This window comes from Methylobacterium sp. UNC300MFChir4.1 (genome assembly GCF_900110155.1).
GTDB lineage: Bacteria > Pseudomonadota > Alphaproteobacteria > Rhizobiales > Beijerinckiaceae > Methylobacterium.
Window position 1 is genome coordinate 1 of sequence record NZ_FOCS01000026.1, and the last position, 15,294, is coordinate 15,294.

The following is a 15,294-nucleotide window of genomic DNA, read 5'->3' on the forward strand; positions in this document are numbered from 1 at the left end:
CAGTTCGTCCAGGCCGATCCCGGCCGGCGCGGGCGGGCGCGGCTCGACCGGGCGCGGCTCGCCCGGCACTTCGCCGGCCGGGCGCTGCTGTACGTGACGCACAGCTGGGGCGGGGGCATCCAGCGGCACATCGACGACATGGTCGCGCAGGCCCGGGCCGAGGGCCTGAGCGTGGTGCTGCTGCAGATCGACCGGACCCGCAACCTGGAGGTCCACGTCTCGTATCGCGGCCCCGAGTTCCTGTACCTGCCCAACCTCGACAGCCTGTACCTGCCGCGCGACGCGGCCGAGCTCGCGGAGTTCGTCGGGCAGCTAGCGCCGGTCCTGATCCACGTGCACTCGCTGGCGGGCTTGCGCTGGGGCGCGGCGCGGGCGCTGATGGCGGTGGTGGCGGGCGCGGGGCGGCCCTACGCGTGGACGCTGCACGACTACTCGCCGGTGTGCCACCGCAACCACTTGGTGCAGCCGGACGGGCGCTACTGCGGCCTGGCGCCGGTCACCGAGTGCCGGTCGTGCCTGGCGGTGGACGCGGACGGGTTCGAGGAGCCGGATCCGGGCGAGCGGCGGGCCGCGTTCGGGGCGTTCCTGGCGGGCGCCGCGCGGGTGTTCGCGCCGTCCTCCGACACGGCGGGCCGGATCCGGACGGTGTACCCGGACCTCGCGGTCACGGTGCGGCCGCATGTCGAGCCGGAGCGGTCGGTGCGCTCGACCGCCCTCCAGCGGCCCGGCCGAATCCGCCGCGTCGCCGTGCTCGGCGCGATCAGCGCCACGAAGGGCGGCCTGTTCCTGCAGGCGCTCGCCACCGACGCGCAGGACCGGGACCTGCCGCTGCACTTCGCGATCGTGGGCTACTCGGACCCGGCCCTGGCGATCGGCCTGGAGCGCGTCGGGGTCGCCCAGACCGGGCGCTATTCCGGGGACCACGAGGCCCTGGACCTGGTCTGGCGGCTCTCGGCCGACCTCGTGCTGCTGCCGGCGATCTGGCCCGAGACCTACTCGTACGCGCTGACCCTGGCGCTGCGCACCGGCCTGCCGGTGGCGGCCTTCGACCTCGGCGCGCCGGCCGAGCGGCTGCGCGCCTACCCGAACGGGCACCTGCTCCCCGGCGCGCTGGCCACCGATCCGGCCGCCTTCAACGACCGCCTGCTCGCCATCGACGTCTCGGCCGCGGGCCGGCTCACCGTGCCGATCCGGGCCGCCACCTACGGCGACCTGATGGGCGACTATTACGGCCTGGACCCGGCGCCGGCCGGGACCGGGCACCCCAGCGACGAGGACGCCGCATGATCTCCGTCAACGAGGACATGAAGCAGGAGATGCTGCGCCGCGGCATCTCGGTGCTGCACCCGGCCCCGTTCGGCCTGCCGGAGGATTGCGTCTTCGAGCCGCCGTGCAGCATCAAGTGGATGGGCGTCGATTACTGCCTCACCATGGGGGCGTTCTCGTACGCGGTCAGCGGCTACTATTTCGGGGCCGACATCGCCCGCTACTGCTCGATCGGCGAGAGCGTCCAGGTCGGGCGCGGCAGCCACCCGGTCCAGTGCGGCTCGACCTCGCCGCTGTTCTACACGCACCACTCGGCCGTGTTCGACCGCATCGACCCGCGGGCGGAGGATTACGAGATCTCCGGCCCGTATCTCTGGCCCAAGCGCGTGCGTATCGGCAACGACGTCTATATCGGCCACGGCGCCTTCCTGATGCCCGACATCACGATCGGCGACGGGGCGGTGATCGGCGCCATGGCGGTGGTGACCAAGGACGTGCCGCCCTACGCGATCGTGGCCGGCAGCCCCGCCCGGATCGTGAAGATGCGCTTCCCGGACGCGCTGATCGAGCGCTACCTGAAGGTGCAATGGTGGCGCTACGCCTTCTGGGACCTGCGCCAGTGCTCGATCACCGACCCGGAGACGTTCATCGACGCCGTCGAGGAGCGGATCGCCGGGGGCATGCAGGAATACCGGCCGGAGCTGATCCCGATCCGGTCGCTGGTGCCGGGCGCCTGAGCCCAGGCACCTGAGGCCGGGCGCCCGCCGGGACGCGCCCCGCGCCGGGGCGTCCGGGGCGGCACGCTCAGCCCGCCAGCACCCGCGCCGCCGCGTCGCCGAGGGCCCGCACGCCGAGGGCGAGGTCGGCGTCGCTGGTATCCTCCGCCCAGTGGTGGCTGATGCCGCCGATCGAGGGCACGAACAGCATCGCGGCCGGCAGGATCCGGGCGACGTTCTGGGCGTCGTGCCCGGCCCCCGACGGCATCACCTGCCACCCGCCGGGGCAGACGCTCTCGGCCGCCTCCGAGAGGGCGCGCATCAGGGCCGGGTCGCAGGGGGCGGGGATCGCCTTGGCCAGGGCCGTCAGCGTGGCCGGGCAGCGCTCGCGCCGGTTCGAGTCCCGCACCAGCGCCTCCAGGCAGGCCTCCATCCGCTCCAGCACGGGCATCGCCACGTCGCGGAACTGGAAATACACCTCGGCCCGCCCCGGGATGATGCTGAAGCCGCCGGGATCCAGGGTGATCCGTCCCGTGGTCCAGGTGCTGCGCGGCCCGCAGACCTTCGGGAATTCCCGGTCGATCGCCGCGAGCAGCCGCACCGCCGAGAGACCCGCGTCCCGGCGCTCCGCCATGGTGGTGCCGCCCGCGTGGTCCTGGTTGCCGGCGAAGTCGATCCGGAACTGCCAGATCGCCACGATGCCGCTCACCACGCCGAGATGCAGGCCGGCGGATTCGAGCTGCGTGCCCTGCTCGATGTGCATCTCGAGGAAGCCGCGGTAGCGGTCCGGGTCGAGCCGCGTCCGGGGCAGGCCGGCGAGGCCGGCGCTCGCGAGCGCCGCGCGGAGCGGCGTGCCGTCGGTGCGGTTGCGGGCCTCGTCGATCTCGGCCTCGGTCAGGTCGCCGATCGCCGAGCGGCTGCCCAGGAAGCCCCCCGAGAAGTGCCCCTCCTCGTCCGCGAAGGCGACGACGTCGACGGGCAGCCCGGCGCGGGCCAGCGCGACCCCGGCCACGACGCCCAGCGCCCCGTCGAGCCAGCCGGCCTCGTTCTGCGTCTCGATGTGGCTGCCGACCAGCAGGTGCGGGCCCGGCCCGCGGTGGCGCCCGAGCACGTTGCCGATCCCGTCGATGGAGGCCTCCAGGCCGCAGGCCTCGAGCCGGGCCATCAGCCAGCGCCGGGATTCCATGTCGTCGGCCGAGAAGGTCGGCCGGTGGACGCCGGTGCGGAACCGGCCGATCTCGCGCAGTTCGTACAGGTCGGCCAGGAAGGCCCGGGTGTCGATCGCGGTCATGGTGAGCCCAGGCGATGAGGCCAAGTGAGGAGGCCAAGTGAGGAGGCCTCCGGCGGTGCAAGCCCCGTGCGGCCCGCTATTCCGCCGCCGCAGGTCTCGAGGCCGCGCCCCGCGCACCGCCCCCCGCGCCCTCCAGCCAAGCGGCGAGATCGGCCCGGGCCCGGTCGGTGAGCGCGCGCTTCTTCAGCGCCGCCTTCTCGGGCCCGCGCAGGCGCCGGCCGGTCTCGTTGCGGGGGGCCCGCTCGAGCGGCGGGAACAGGCCGAAATTCACGTTCATCGGCTGGAACGAGCGCGGGGCGTTGGCCTCCCCGTCCGCCATCAGGTGGCCGCCGGTGATGTGGGCGATAAGCGCGCCGAGGGCCGTGCTCTGGGGCAGGGGGGCGAGGGGGGCGCCGGCCGCCTCCGCGACGGCGAAGCGGCCGGCCATCAGCCCGACCGCGGCGCTCTCGACGTAGCCCTCGCAGCCGGTGATCTGCCCGGCGAAGCGCAAGGTCGGACGGGCCCGCAGCCGGAGGGTGGCGTCGAGGAGGCGCGGGCTGTCGAGGTAGGTGTTGCGGTGCAGGCCGCCGAGGCGGGCGAACTCGGCCCGCTCCAGGCCGGGGATCATGCGGAAGACCCGCACCTGCTCGGCGTAGGTCAGCTTCGTCTGGAAGCCGACCATGTTGTACAGGGTGCCCAGCGCGTTGTCCTGGCGCAGCTGCACGATCGCGCAGGGCTTGACCAGCGGGTCGCGGGGATTGGTGAGCCCCACGGGCTTCATCGGCCCGTGGCGCAGCGTCTCGGGGCCGCGCTCGGCCATGACCTCGACGGGCAGGCAGCCGTCGAAATAGGGCGTGCCCTCCCACTGCTTGAACCCGATCTTCTCGCCCGCCACGAGGGCGGCCACGAAGGCGTCGTACTGCTCCCGGGTCATCGGGCAGTTGAGGTAGTCCGCGCCCGTGCCGCCGGGTCCCGGCTTGTCGTAGCGGGACTGGAACCACGCCACGTCCATGTCGATCGAGTCGCGGTGGACGATCGGCGCGATCGCGTCGAAGAAGGCCAGCGACTCGGCGCCGGTGAGCCCGCGGATGCCCTCGGCCAGCGCCGGCGCGGTGAGCGGGCCGGTGGCGACGATGCAGGGGCCCCATTCCTCCGGCGGCAGGCCCTCGACCTCCCCGCGGACGAGGGTGACGTTGGGGTGCTGCTCCAGGGCCCGGGTCACCGCGGCGGAGAAGCCCTCGCGGTCGACCGCCAGCGCCCCGCCCGCCGGCACCTGGTTGGCGTCGGCCGCCCGCATGATCAGCGAGCTCAAGGAGCGCATCTCCTGGTGCAGCAGCCCGACGGCGTTGCCCTCCGGGTCGTCCGACCGGAACGAGTTGGAGCAGACGAGCTCGGCCAGCCCGTCGGTGCGGTGCGCCTCGGTGCCGCGCACCGGGCGCATCTCGTGGATCACGGCGCGGTGCCCGGCTTCGGCCACCTGCCAGGCGGCCTCGGATCCGGCGAGGCCGCCGCCGACGATGTGGATGGTCTGTGTCATGTCCGAGAATAGCGAAGGACCGCCGTCCGGATCAACGGGCGGCGGTCCTTCGAGGCATTCGTCTCGGGCGCTGTGGCGCGGACGCGGGGATCAGACGCGGGCGACGCCGCGGATCTCGCTGCGGTTGATGCCGAGATCGGCAAGATCGCGGTCCGACAGGCGGGACAGCTGGGTGACGGTGTCGCGGTACCGGAGATAGGCGCGGACGCGGCTCAGGACGCTACGGGCGGCGGACATGGTGTGCTGTGACCTCTGCTCGGGCAGACGATGGCGCCCCATTGCGCATCGCTGCCTCTTGTTGGTGCAACGCACATATAATCGCGCCGCAGCGCAGCAGGAGTCGTAAGGTCAAGCACCAGACCTGCGAAAATCGCATAACCGGCTTAAGAAACCGGCAAGGTTTCCGGATGGTCATTCTTTGTGCGCATGCAGGGCGCCGAGGGGCCTCCCGCACGCGCGAAGGGCGCCCCGCCGGTCGGCGGGACGCCCTGCATGCCGTCTGACGGGCTCGGACGGGGGCTCAGTAGAACGGGCGCGGCCCGTAGAAGCCGTAGGGCCGGTAGAAGGGCCGCGGCCGGTAGTAACCGCCGTACCCACCGTAATAGACCGGGCGCCGCCAGTATCCGTAGGGCCGGGGGCCCCAGTTCGGCCGGCAGATGCCCCACGGATTGGGATGGAAGCCGGGGCCGCAGCCCCCGGCCGCCTCGGCAGACCCCGCGAGCCCGAGGCCGCCGGCGATCGCGGCGGCCATCACGAGTGCCTTCGCGCGCGGTGCGCTCAGAATCGTCATGACTGGATCTCCTCAACGTTTCCGGCGGATCGGGAGCCGGTCGTTCGAGATTCGGTCCCGCCACCTGAACCGTCGCTGAGCCGTAGGTTGTGTCCGGTACAGGCCCGCGACGGCGCCGCGGCAACGCCGCTCGGAGCGCGAAGGTTGCACGCTCCGGGTCGCGACTTCAGTGCAGCGAGGGCGTGCGCAGGAACCGCTCCCGATCCCCGGAGACGAGGGCGAGCTTCACGCCGCGCCCCTCCCGGCGGATCGTGAGGGGGACCCGCACCCCGGCCTCGCCCAGGGCCCAGACGCTCCGGAACAGGGCGGCGAGGTCGGCCACCGGCTCGCCGGCCACCGCCTCGATCACGTCGCCGGCCTGGAGGCCGCCGGTCTCGGCCGGGCCGTTATCGGCGAGGCCCATCACGACGATGCCCTCCTCGCTCTCGGTGGCGTAGAGGCCGAGCCAGGGGCGGGGCGGCCGGTCGGCCCGCCCGCGCGTGGCGAGGTCCTCGAGGATCGGCGTCAGCAGATCGATGGGCACGACCATGTTGATCGGCCGCGCCGCGCCGCCGCCGCCCTGCTGCAGCTGCAGCGAGCCGATGCCCAGCAGGTCGCCCTGGGGGCCGATCAGCGCGGTCCCGCCCCAGTGCGGGTGCGCGGGGGCGGTGAACAGGGCCTCGTCGAGGACGTACTCCCAGTAGCCGGCGAATTCCTGCCGGGCCACGACCTCGACGGCGACGCAGCGCTGGCGCCCGCCCGCCCCGGCCAGCACGGCCCGGTCGCCGGTCTTCAGCCCGGCCGAGTGGCCGAGCGGGAGGGCCGGCACGCCGAGATCGCCGAGCGCCTGGACCAGGCCGAAGCCCGTGGCGGCGTCGAAGCCGAGGACGTGGCCGGGCACCGAGCGGCCGTCCCGGGTGGTGAGCCAGACGCTCTCGGCCTCGGTGACGAGGTAGCCGATGGTGAGCACCAGGCCGTCCTCGCGGATCACCACGCCGTTGCCGGCGCGCTCGGTGCCGAGCGTCTCGGCCGTGAACGCGCTGTCCGGGATCCGCGCCGACAGGGCCAGGACCGCGGAGAGCGCCCGGTCGAGGTCGTAGCCGTAATCCGCGGGCCTGGGCTGGGCCTGCGCGGGGATCTTCCACTCGCCCTGCGTCGCCATGACAATCCTTCGGCTCGTCCGCCTGCGCTCCGGTCGGCCCCGGAGCCGCGCCATCGGCACACCATAGGATGTCCGCGCCGCCCGCGTCACCCGCGGCCGGCTGCGACCCGTGGCACGGGCCCGCCCGGAGCGGCCGGGTGCGGCCCGCGGCGGCACCGGCTCAAAGAAAAACCGCCCGGCGGAGCCGGGCGGCGCGCCGTCCCGGAGGACGGCCTGTCGGAGATCCGGGAGCCCCCGCCGCGCGGCGGCGGGGAGCCCGGTGTCTCGGAAGGATCTCAGTACTTACGGACCAGCGGCGCCGGGACCGGCGCGGCGGCCGGGGTCGGCGAGTAGAGCGGCACGATGAACCGGATCCAGCCGTCGGTGGAGTAGTTGTCGCGGGTGCGGCCGAACGCGTTGGTGTACTGCGCGCCGGTCACGACGTCGCGGGCAACGTAGGCCTGGACGGTGAAGATCTTGAAGTCGTAGCCGATGAGACCGCCGAGGGCGAACCGGCCACGGTTCCCGGCCGCGGCGCTGGCCTGGCTGATGTCGAAGTTGTAGGTGCCGTAGGCGATCGGGCCGATCTCGAAGTTGCCGAACTTCTTGGTCGCCGTGAGGTCGAAGTTAAGGGCGTCCGACAGGCGGATCGGGCCGATGGCGGCGCCGACCTGGCCGGGGAAGCGGCCGGGCGAGTCGTAGATGTTGGCGGTCAGGTTGGCGGTGATGTTCCAGCCGTCACCCGTGTAGCTGCCGGCGATGCCGAAGCGGTAGGTGTTGGAGGAGAGCTGCGGCAGGACCGGGGTGGCCGTCGTGCCGTTCGCGGTGATGATCGAGCCGCGGTCGCCGTTCAGGTCGTTCAGGTAGGCGCCGCCGAGCAAGCTGACGCCGAAGTTGTTGCCGAGGTCGAAGGCCCAGATGCCGCCGACGAAGGTGCCGACGTTGATCGAGATGTCCTTGTTGCGCACGCCCGCCGGGTTGCGGGTGAAGGCGAACACGGTCGGGGGCGCCACGAGCAGCTCGACGCGGCCGCCGAACGGCACGAACGGGGTCGACCAGACCAGGACCGGGATGTTGACGGCCGTGTCGGGATCGTTCCGGCCATCGGTGCGGCGATAGGTGAACGTGTTGATCGCGTAGAGACCCTCCGGCAGCGGCGCGCCGACGGCGAGGCCGACCTGCTCGCCCGGAACCGTCGTGGTCTGCGCCTGCGCGATCGTCGAGGTCATGCCGACCGTGAGCGCGACCGTGCCGGCCGCGAGCCAGTTCTTCATCATTTTCTCATTCCTTCCCAAGGTCATACGGCGTCCGTCCCGCATTCGGCACTTCCCTGCCGGTCTGCTCGCCTATCGCGGCTGCCGGCTTCGGACCTGCCGAGCGCCCCCACGGAGCCTGCCCGTCTCAACGTCTGCGACTATTCTACAGAGACCTGCGGAAAGACAGTGGAATGCTCGCCGAAACGCCACAACCGGCCGAACCGTTGCGCAAAAGCCGCATTTTTGCGGCGATGCAACACTGTCCACAGACCCTGCTCGGATCGCGGTTTCGGCAAAATATCGTTGAACGGTCAAGCTGTTGCCGGCCCGGGCCGCGGGAGAATCCGGCAAAGGAGGGAGGGTGATCGGGCAGGCCGCCGGTCCGGACGCGCGGGCCGGGATCCGGCTCCGAGCCGGTCGGCGGCGGGTCCGGAGCCGGATCCGGCCGCTCGAATCACCGTCCGCGGGCGCGGGGTCCGGCCGAGACCCGGCAGAAACTGCCGCGCCGGCCCGGGAGCGGGTGATCCGTCGCGTCGGACCCGCGCCCGCACTGCACGGGCGGGGGCGGGGGCGGGGGCGGTGGCGCGTCCGGCACGGTCGCCGGTGCGTGCGATGCCCGCCCCCTCCGCCGCCGCGCTACTCCGCGGCGCGACCGCGGCTCGCGGGTGAGGCTGGCCGCCGCTCCAGCACCTCGCGCAGGAACCGGCCGGTATGGCTGGCCTTGGCGCGGGCGATCTCTTCCGGCGTGCCCTGCGCCACCACCCGGCCGCCGCCGTCGCCGCCCTCGGGACCCATGTCGATCACCCAGTCGGCGGTCTTGATCACTTCGAGGTTGTGCTCGATCACCACCACGGTGTTGCCCTGGTCGACCAGCTCGTGGAGCACCTCCATGAGCTTGGCGACGTCGTGGAAGTGCAGGCCGGTGGTCGGCTCGTCGAGGATGTAGAGGGTGCGGCCGGTGGCGCGCTTCGACAGCTCCTTGGAGAGCTTCACGCGCTGCGCCTCGCCCCCCGACAGGGTGGTGGCCTGCTGGCCGACATGGACGTAGTGCAGGCCGACCCGCTTCAGGGTCTCGAGCTTGTCGCGGATCGCCGGCACCGCCTTGAACAGCTCGGCCGCCTCCTCGACGGTGGAGTCGAGCACGTCGGCGATGGACTTGCCCCGGTACTTCACCTCCAGAGTCTCGCGGTCGTAGCGCTTGCCCTTGCAGACGTCGCAGGTGACGTAGACGTCCGGCAGGAAGTGCATCTCGATCTTGATGACGCCGTCGCCCGAGCAGGCCTCGCAGCGCCCGCCCTTGACGTTGAACGAGAAGCGCCCGGGCTGGTAGCCCCGCGCCTTGGCCTCGGGGAGGCCCGCGAACCAGTCGCGGATCGGCGTGAAGGCGCCGATATAGGTGGCGGGGTTCGAGCGCGGCGTGCGGCCGATCGGCGACTGGTCGATGTCGATGACCTTGTCGAGGTGCTCCAGCCCCTCCAGCCGCCCGTAGGGGGCCGGGTGCTCCAGGGCACCGTTCAACTTCTTGGCGACGGCCTTGTAGAGGGTGTCGATCACCAGGGTGGACTTGCCGCCCCCCGAGACGCCGGTGATGCACGTGAAGGTGCCGAGCGGGATCTCGACGTCCACGTCCTTGAGATTGTTGCCCCGCGCGCCGAACAGGCCGAGCTTGCCCTTCCGGCCCTTGCGGCGGGCGGTCGGGGTGCGCACCGCCATCGCGCCCGTGAGATACTTGGCGGTGAGCGAGGCGGGGTTCGCCAGCACCTCCGCGGGGGTGCCCTGCGCGATGATCTCGCCGCCGTGGATGCCAGCGCCCGGGCCGACATCGACCACGTAATCGGCCTGCAGGATCGCGTCCTCGTCGTGCTCGACCACGATCACCGAGTTGCCGAGGTCGCGCAGGCGCTTGAGCGTGCCGAGCAGCCGCTCGTTGTCGCGCTGGTGCAGGCCGATCGAGGGCTCGTCCAGCACGTAGAGCACGCCGGTCAGGCCGGAGCCGATCTGCGAGGCGAGGCGGATGCGCTGGCTCTCGCCGCCCGAGAGCGAGCCGGAGCCGCGGGCGAGCGTCAGGTATTCCAGGCCGACATCCACCAGGAAGCTCAGCCGGTCGCGGATCTCTTTCAGGATCCGGACCGCGATCTCGTTCTGCTTCGCGGTCAGCTTCCCGGGCAGGTCCGAGAACCACCGGTGCGCCTCGGAGACCGAGAGGGCGGTCACGTCGGCGATGTCTGCCATGGCGACCTTCACGGCCAGAGCCTCGGGCTTCAGCCGCTTGCCGCCGCAGGCGGCGCAGGGCGTCTCGCTCATGAAGCGCCCGATCTCCTCGCGCACGGCGTCCGAGTCGCTCTCCTTGTAGCGGCGCTCCAGGTTCGGGATGACGCCCTCGAACGGCTTGTTGACCGTGTACTTGCGCAAGCCGTCGTCGTAGGCGAAGCGCACCGCCTGCTTGCCCGAGCCGTAGAGCACGATGGCGCGGGCCGTCTCCGACAGGCTCTGCCAGGGGACGCCCGTCTTGAAGCCGAAATGCTCGGCGAGCGCCTCGAGCGTCTGACCGTAATAGGGCGAGGTCGACTTCGCCCAGGGGCCGACCGCGCCGCGCTTCAGGCTTAAGCCAGGGTCGGAGATCACCAGCTCGGGATCGATCCGCATCTCGTGGCCGATGCCGCTGCAGGTCGGGCAGGCGCCGAACGGGTTGTTGAACGAGAACAGCCGCGGCTCGATCTCCGCGATGGTGAAGCCCGAGACCGGGCAGGCGAAGCGCGACGAGAAGGTGACGGTCCGCGGCGCCTCGCCCTCGGGGGCGTCGGCGAACACGATCTCGGCGACGCCGTCGGCGAGTTCCAGCGCGGTCTCGAAGGAATCGGCCAGCCGCGAGCCGATATCGGCCCGGACCACGATCCGGTCCACCACCACGTCGATGTCGTGCTTGAACTTCTTGTCGAGCTTGGGCACATCGTCGATGGCGTAGTATTCGCCGTTCACGCGCAGCCGCTGGAAGCCTTTTTTCTGGTATTCGGCGATTTCCTTGCGGTACTCGCCTTTCCGCCCGCGGACCACGGGCGCGAGCAGGTAGAGCCGGGTCTTCTCCGGCAGTTCCAGCACCCGGTCGACCATCTGCTGGACGGTCTGGCTCTCGATCGGCAGGCCGGTGGCCGGCGAGTAGGGGATGCCGACCCGCGCCCAGAGCAGGCGCATGTAGTCGTAGATCTCGGTCACCGTCCCCACGGTCGAGCGGGGGTTCTTCGAGGTGGTCTTCTGCTCGATCGAGATCGCCGGCGACAGCCCGTCGATCTGGTCGACGTCGGGCTTGGACATCATCTCCAGGAACTGGCGGGCATAGGCCGAGAGCGACTCGACGTAGCGGCGCTGCCCCTCGGCGTAGATCGTGTCGAAGGCGAGCGACGACTTGCCCGAGCCCGAGAGCCCGGTGAACACGACGAGCTTGTCCCGCGGGATGGTCAGGTCGACGTTCTTGAGATTGTGCTCCCGGGCACCGCGGATCGCGATGACCCGCCGGTCCTCGACGGGGGCCGGCGCGGCGTCGAACAGGGCCTCCAGCTTGGCGTCGAGGGCGGCTTCGGTCCGGGCCGCGGGCGCTTCGCCCTTCGCGCGGGCCGGTTTGGGCAGGGCTGCCTTCGTTGAGCCTGCCTTCGTCGAGGCTGCCTTGAGGGGCGTCTTGGGAGCGGCTTTGGCGGCGCCGGCGCGGCTTGCGACACGACTTCCAGCTTGGGCTTTGGCCATGAGGGCGGCGGTCTTTCGAGGCGTCGACGCGGTCAGAGTCGGATTTCGCGCGCGGGCCAGCCGCCGCACCGGCCTCATGTCGAGCCCGAGGGGGCTCACGGCAAGATGCGGCCGGCGGGACGCAGGCCCGTCATGCGCCGCCCTTGCTAGAACGAAACGCGTACGTCGGCAACCGCTCGGTGAACGCGCCGCCGTCTCCGCGGGCGCAGCGCGGCGGCCCCGATGGCGCCACACGGACGAGGCGCGCGCCGGGCTCCCTCCGCTGCGCGGGACGACGCGGTGCAGCCAACGGCCGCGATCAGAGTCCGGCGGCCCCAGGTTCGCCGTACCTTGATTCGCCAAACCTCGGGATCCGCCAAACCTCGGGTTTCGCCAAACCTTGGCCCACCTTCGGTGTTGCACCGCGGGGGCTGAGATCCACGTCGCCGAATCCCGCCCTCAGATCCACATCCCGACCCGTATCGATGCCAGCGCTCGACCTGACCGCTCCGGTCGCCATCCCCGGGGCCGACGACCGGACCGCGGCCCGGCAGAGGCTGTCCACCCGGCTGCTGTTCCTGATCGTCGGCCTCGCCAACGCCACCTGGGCGCCCCTGGTGCCGCTGGTGAAGGACCGCGCCGGCCTCGACGCGGCGGGGCTCGGCCTGCTGCTCCTCACCTTCGGCGTCGGCTCGATCCTGGCGATGCCGAGCGCCGGGGCCGCGGCCGCGCGGCTCGGCTTCCGGCCGGTCCTGCTCGCCGGCACGCTCGCGATCGGCCTCGCCCTGCCGGTGCTGGCCGTGGGCTCCGGGCTCGTGCCGCTCACCGGGGCGCTGCTGCTGTTCGGGGCCGGGATGGGGGCGGTGGACTGCGTCATGAACCTGCAGGCCGTCGCGGTGGAGCGCGCCGCCGGGCGCCCGATGATGTCGGGCTTCCACGGTCTCTACAGCCTCGGCTGCATCCTGGGGGCGCTGCTGGCCAGCGTCCTGATGGGCACCGGCCTGGGCGCCGGCTGGAGCGTGCTGATCCTGGTCGCCGGCATCGTGGCCCTGTTCGCGGCCGCCTGGCCGGGCATCCTTCCGGCCGGCGGGACAGGGGGAAGCGGCGGGCCGGCCTTCGCGCTGCCCCGCGGCCCGGTGCTGGTGCTGGGCCTGCTCTGCTTCGTGGTGTTCCTGACCGAGGGCTCGGCCCTCGACTGGAGCGCGGTGTTCCTGATCCAGCAGCGCGGGCTCGATCCGGCCTGGGCGGCGCTCGGCTACGCTTCCTTCTCGGTCACCATGACGGCCGGCCGGCTCGGCGGGGATGCGATCGTGGCCCGCCTCGGCCGGCGGCCCGTGGTGATCCTCGGCGGCCTGCTGGCGGCGGCCGGCCTCGCGCTCTCGGTCGTCATCCCGGCCTGGGAGGCGGCGCTCGCCGGCTACGCCCTGGTCGGGGCGGGCTGCGCCAACATCGTCCCGGTCCTGTTCACGGCGGCGGGGCGCCAGACCGCGATGCCCGCGCGCGTGGCGGTGCCGGCGGTGACGACGCTGGGCTATGCCGGGGTGCTGGCGGGGCCCGCGCTGATCGGCTTCGCCGCGCAGGCGCTCGGCCTGCCCGCCTCCCTGCTGATCGTGGCGGCGCTGCTCCTCGGCGTGGCGGCGGCCGGCCGGTCCCTGCGGGTGTGACCCCTCACGCCTCGGCGTTGCGCGCCATGAAGGTGGCGGGCGTCCCGTCCTCCGGGTTCACGAAGACGATGTCGGTCGGCGCCCGCCGGGGCGTGTCGATCGACAGGAACACCACCGGGTCCCCGGGCTCGAGCGCCGGCATCGCGTGGACCGTGCCCTTCTCGAAGAACAGGAGTTGGCCCGGGCCGAACGCCGTCTCGGCGGCCGGATCGCCCAGCCAGACCCGGCCCCGGCCCGAGAGGCAGTAGAGGTACTCGTCGCAGGTGGCGTGATAGTGCGGCGGGGTCGGCCGGTAGACTCGGAACACCCGGGCGCTCGCCGCCTCCCGGTCGGTCAGGTAGGTGTCGACCAGGAGGGTCTCGGCGCTGTCGGGCAGACCCGCCGCCAGCGCCGTCACGTCGAAGAGGCCGGTCCCCGCCGCGTCCGCCATCACGTCCTCCTCAATCGGAAAACCCTTCGAGCACGATCTTCCCCCTGGCGCGCCCGCTCTCGACCAGCGCGTGGGCGCGCCGCAGGTTCGCGGCGTCGATCCGCCCGTAATGCTCCCCCAGGGTGGTGCGCAGGCGCCCGGAATCAACGAGGCGGGATATCTCGTCGAGGAGCGCCCCCTGGGCGGCGATGTCGGCGGTGGCGAACATCGAGCGGGTGAACATGAACTCCCAGTGCAGCGACAGGCTCTTGCGCTTGAGGAGCCCGACGTCGAGGCGCTCCGGATCGTCGATCAGGGCGAGGCGGCCCTGCGGGGCGATCAGCTCCACGATCGCGGCGAGGTGGGCGTCGGTGCTGGTCGTGGAGAAGACGAGGCCCGGCGCGCCGATCCCCAGGGCCGCCACCTCCGCCGCCAGGGATCTGGAATGGTCGACCACGTGGTGGGCGCCGAGGTCCCGGCACCAGGCCGCCGTCTCAGGCCGCGACGCGGTGGCGATCACGGTGAGGTCGGTGAGTTCCCGGGCGAGCTGGATCGCCACCGAGCCGACGCCCCCCGCGCCGCCGACGATCAGGATCGCCGGGGCCGCGCCCGGCACCGGCTTGTCCCCGTCGAGCCGGTCGAACAGGGTCTCCCAGGCGGTGATCGCGGTGAGCGGCAGGGCGGCGGCCTGCGCCCAGTCGAGGCTCTTCGGCTTGTGCCCGACGATGCGGGCATCGACGCAATGGTATTCGGCGTTCGTCCCCGGCCGGGTGAGGTCGCCCGCGTAGAACACCGCGTCGCCCGCGGCGAAACCCTGGACCTCCGCGCCGGCGGCGACGACGGTGCCGGCCGCGTCCCAGCCGAGCACCTTGGTGCCGCCTTCCTCCGGCTCGGCCCGCCGCCGGACCTTGGTGTCGACCGGGTTCACCGAGACCGCCTCGACCTTCACCAGCAGGTCGCGCGGGCCGGGCTCGGGCTGGGGCAGGTCGAAGTCGACCAGGGCCTCGGGATCGGTGATCGGCAGGGACTTGCGGTAGCCGACGGCGCGCATGGTGATCTCCTCGGAGTGTCGCCGCAGGAGATGCCGCCCGCCTTCACGGGCCGCAAGTACGCACATAAAACGCCACTAGTGCCGGAAATGATACCGTCGGAGACAGCCCATGCCCCGCACCCGCCGCCACACGGGCGCCTGCAGCCCCGGCTGCGCCGTCGAGGCGACGCTCCGGCTCATCGACGGCAAGTGGAAGGGCGTGATCCTCTACCACCTGCTGGAGGGGACCCTGCGCTTCAACGAGATCCGGCGGCGCCTCGCCAGCGTGACCCAGCGCATGCTCACCAACCAGCTGCGCGAAATGGAAGCCGACGGCCTGATCACCCGGACGGTCTACGCCGAGGTTCCTCCGAAGGTGGAATACAGCCTGACCGAGCGGGGGCGGTCCCTCGATCCGGTCATCCGCGCGCTGAAGACCTGGGGTGATCTGCACGCGGAATTGGCAGATACGACTCAAAACGCCGCCTGATTGGGCAAACCGGTGCCGAATATGGGCGC

General features: G+C 72.1%; 13 protein-coding genes. 4 read left to right on the plus strand and 9 right to left on the minus strand.

Annotation, left to right across the window (positions count from 1 at the left end; translation table 11 throughout):
* Together BMY19_RS25250 and BMY19_RS31680 are read left to right on the plus strand one after the other, a co-directional pair.
* On the plus strand, nt 1-1,287 hold a 1,287-nt coding region (locus BMY19_RS25250; RefSeq protein ID WP_139215697.1), incomplete at its 5' end, for a glycosyltransferase.
* Nucleotides 1,284-2,003, plus strand: a complete 720-nt coding sequence (locus BMY19_RS31680; RefSeq protein ID WP_042671319.1) for a CatB-related O-acetyltransferase — start codon at nt 1,284-1,286, stop codon at nt 2,001-2,003. The genes BMY19_RS25250 and BMY19_RS31680, both read left to right, overlap by 4 nt.
* A gap of 67 nt (nt 2,004-2,070) precedes the next feature.
* Here the strand turns inward: BMY19_RS31680 and BMY19_RS25260 are convergent, their stop codons facing one another.
* The 7 genes from BMY19_RS25260 to uvrA form a co-directional block, all read right to left on the minus strand.
* Nucleotides 2,071-3,273 carry a Zn-dependent hydrolase gene (locus BMY19_RS25260; RefSeq protein WP_091677322.1) on the minus strand — a complete coding sequence of 401 codons (1,203 nt, stop codon included), beginning with the start codon at nt 3,271-3,273 and terminating at the stop codon, nt 2,071-2,073.
* 76 nt (nt 3,274-3,349) lie between these two features.
* Nucleotides 3,350-4,789, minus strand: coding sequence for a methylenetetrahydrofolate--tRNA-(uracil(54)-C(5))-methyltransferase (FADH(2)-oxidizing) TrmFO (trmFO, locus tag BMY19_RS25265; RefSeq protein ID WP_100253307.1), 1,440 nt, complete (start codon nt 4,787-4,789; stop codon nt 3,350-3,352).
* Nucleotides 4,790-4,879: 90 nt separating this feature from the next.
* Complete coding sequence (locus BMY19_RS25270; RefSeq protein ID WP_020095497.1) at nt 4,880-5,026, minus strand: DUF1127 domain-containing protein; 147 nt, start codon at nt 5,024-5,026, stop codon at nt 4,880-4,882.
* A gap of 283 nt (nt 5,027-5,309) precedes the next feature.
* Nucleotides 5,310-5,579, minus strand: coding sequence for a GCG_CRPN prefix-to-repeats domain-containing protein (locus tag BMY19_RS25275; RefSeq protein WP_020095498.1), 270 nt, complete (start codon nt 5,577-5,579; stop codon nt 5,310-5,312).
* Between the two features lie 166 nt (nt 5,580-5,745).
* Nucleotides 5,746-6,720, minus strand: coding sequence for a S1C family serine protease (locus tag BMY19_RS25280; protein WP_020095499.1), 975 nt, complete (start codon nt 6,718-6,720; stop codon nt 5,746-5,748).
* 275 nt (nt 6,721-6,995) lie between these two features.
* Complete coding sequence (locus tag BMY19_RS25285; RefSeq protein ID WP_100253308.1) at nt 6,996-7,976, minus strand: transporter; 981 nt, start codon at nt 7,974-7,976, stop codon at nt 6,996-6,998.
* A 615-nt stretch (nt 7,977-8,591) separates the two neighbouring features.
* On the minus strand, nt 8,592-11,693 hold the full coding sequence (gene uvrA / locus BMY19_RS25290; RefSeq protein WP_100253309.1) for an excinuclease ABC subunit UvrA: 3,102 nt from the start codon (nt 11,691-11,693) through the stop codon (nt 8,592-8,594).
* Between the two features lie 464 nt (nt 11,694-12,157).
* On the opposite strand from uvrA, the gene BMY19_RS25295 reads away from it, so the two are divergent.
* Complete coding sequence (locus BMY19_RS25295; protein ID WP_091981281.1) at nt 12,158-13,336, plus strand: MFS transporter; 1,179 nt, start codon at nt 12,158-12,160, stop codon at nt 13,334-13,336.
* A gap of 4 nt (nt 13,337-13,340) precedes the next feature.
* On the opposite strand, the gene BMY19_RS25300 is transcribed toward BMY19_RS25295, so the two are convergent.
* Together BMY19_RS25300 and BMY19_RS25305 are read right to left on the minus strand one after the other, a co-directional pair.
* Nucleotides 13,341-13,766: a cupin domain-containing protein gene (locus tag BMY19_RS25300; RefSeq protein WP_091677311.1), complete on the minus strand. Its 426-nt coding sequence runs from the start codon at nt 13,764-13,766 to the stop codon at nt 13,341-13,343.
* Between the two features lie 10 nt (nt 13,767-13,776).
* Complete coding sequence (locus BMY19_RS25305; RefSeq protein WP_100253310.1) at nt 13,777-14,796, minus strand: zinc-binding alcohol dehydrogenase family protein; 1,020 nt, start codon at nt 14,794-14,796, stop codon at nt 13,777-13,779.
* A gap of 109 nt (nt 14,797-14,905) precedes the next feature.
* Between BMY19_RS25305 and BMY19_RS25310 the strand changes: the two genes are divergently transcribed.
* On the plus strand, nt 14,906-15,265 hold the full coding sequence (locus BMY19_RS25310) for a winged helix-turn-helix transcriptional regulator (protein ID WP_020095505.1): 360 nt from the start codon (nt 14,906-14,908) through the stop codon (nt 15,263-15,265).
* The last annotated feature ends 29 nt before the right edge of the window (nt 15,266-15,294 follow it).

Bases quoted from the DNA above. Each gene is read 5' to 3' on its own strand.
- BMY19_RS31680 (WP_042671319.1), top strand. From the start codon at position 1,284: ATGATCTCCGTCAACGAGGACATGAAGCAGGAGATGCTGCGCCGCGGC.
- BMY19_RS25260 (WP_091677322.1), bottom strand. From the start codon at position 3,273: ATGACCGCGATCGACACCCGGGCCTTCCTGGCCGACCTGTACGAACTG.
- trmFO (WP_100253307.1), bottom strand. From the start codon at position 4,789: ATGACACAGACCATCCACATCGTCGGCGGCGGCCTCGCCGGATCCGAG.
- BMY19_RS25270 (WP_020095497.1), bottom strand. From the start codon at position 5,026: ATGTCCGCCGCCCGTAGCGTCCTGAGCCGCGTCCGCGCCTATCTCCGG.
- BMY19_RS25275 (WP_020095498.1), bottom strand. From the start codon at position 5,579: ATGACGATTCTGAGCGCACCGCGCGCGAAGGCACTCGTGATGGCCGCC.
- BMY19_RS25280 (WP_020095499.1), bottom strand. From the start codon at position 6,720: ATGGCGACGCAGGGCGAGTGGAAGATCCCCGCGCAGGCCCAGCCCAGG.
- BMY19_RS25285 (WP_100253308.1), bottom strand. From the start codon at position 7,976: ATGATGAAGAACTGGCTCGCGGCCGGCACGGTCGCGCTCACGGTCGGC.
- uvrA (WP_100253309.1), bottom strand. From the start codon at position 11,693: ATGGCCAAAGCCCAAGCTGGAAGTCGTGTCGCAAGCCGCGCCGGCGCC.
- BMY19_RS25295 (WP_091981281.1), top strand. From the start codon at position 12,158: ATGCCAGCGCTCGACCTGACCGCTCCGGTCGCCATCCCCGGGGCCGAC.
- BMY19_RS25300 (WP_091677311.1), bottom strand. From the start codon at position 13,766: ATGGCGGACGCGGCGGGGACCGGCCTCTTCGACGTGACGGCGCTGGCG.
- BMY19_RS25305 (WP_100253310.1), bottom strand. From the start codon at position 14,796: ATGCGCGCCGTCGGCTACCGCAAGTCCCTGCCGATCACCGATCCCGAG.
- BMY19_RS25310 (WP_020095505.1), top strand. From the start codon at position 14,906: ATGCCCCGCACCCGCCGCCACACGGGCGCCTGCAGCCCCGGCTGCGCC.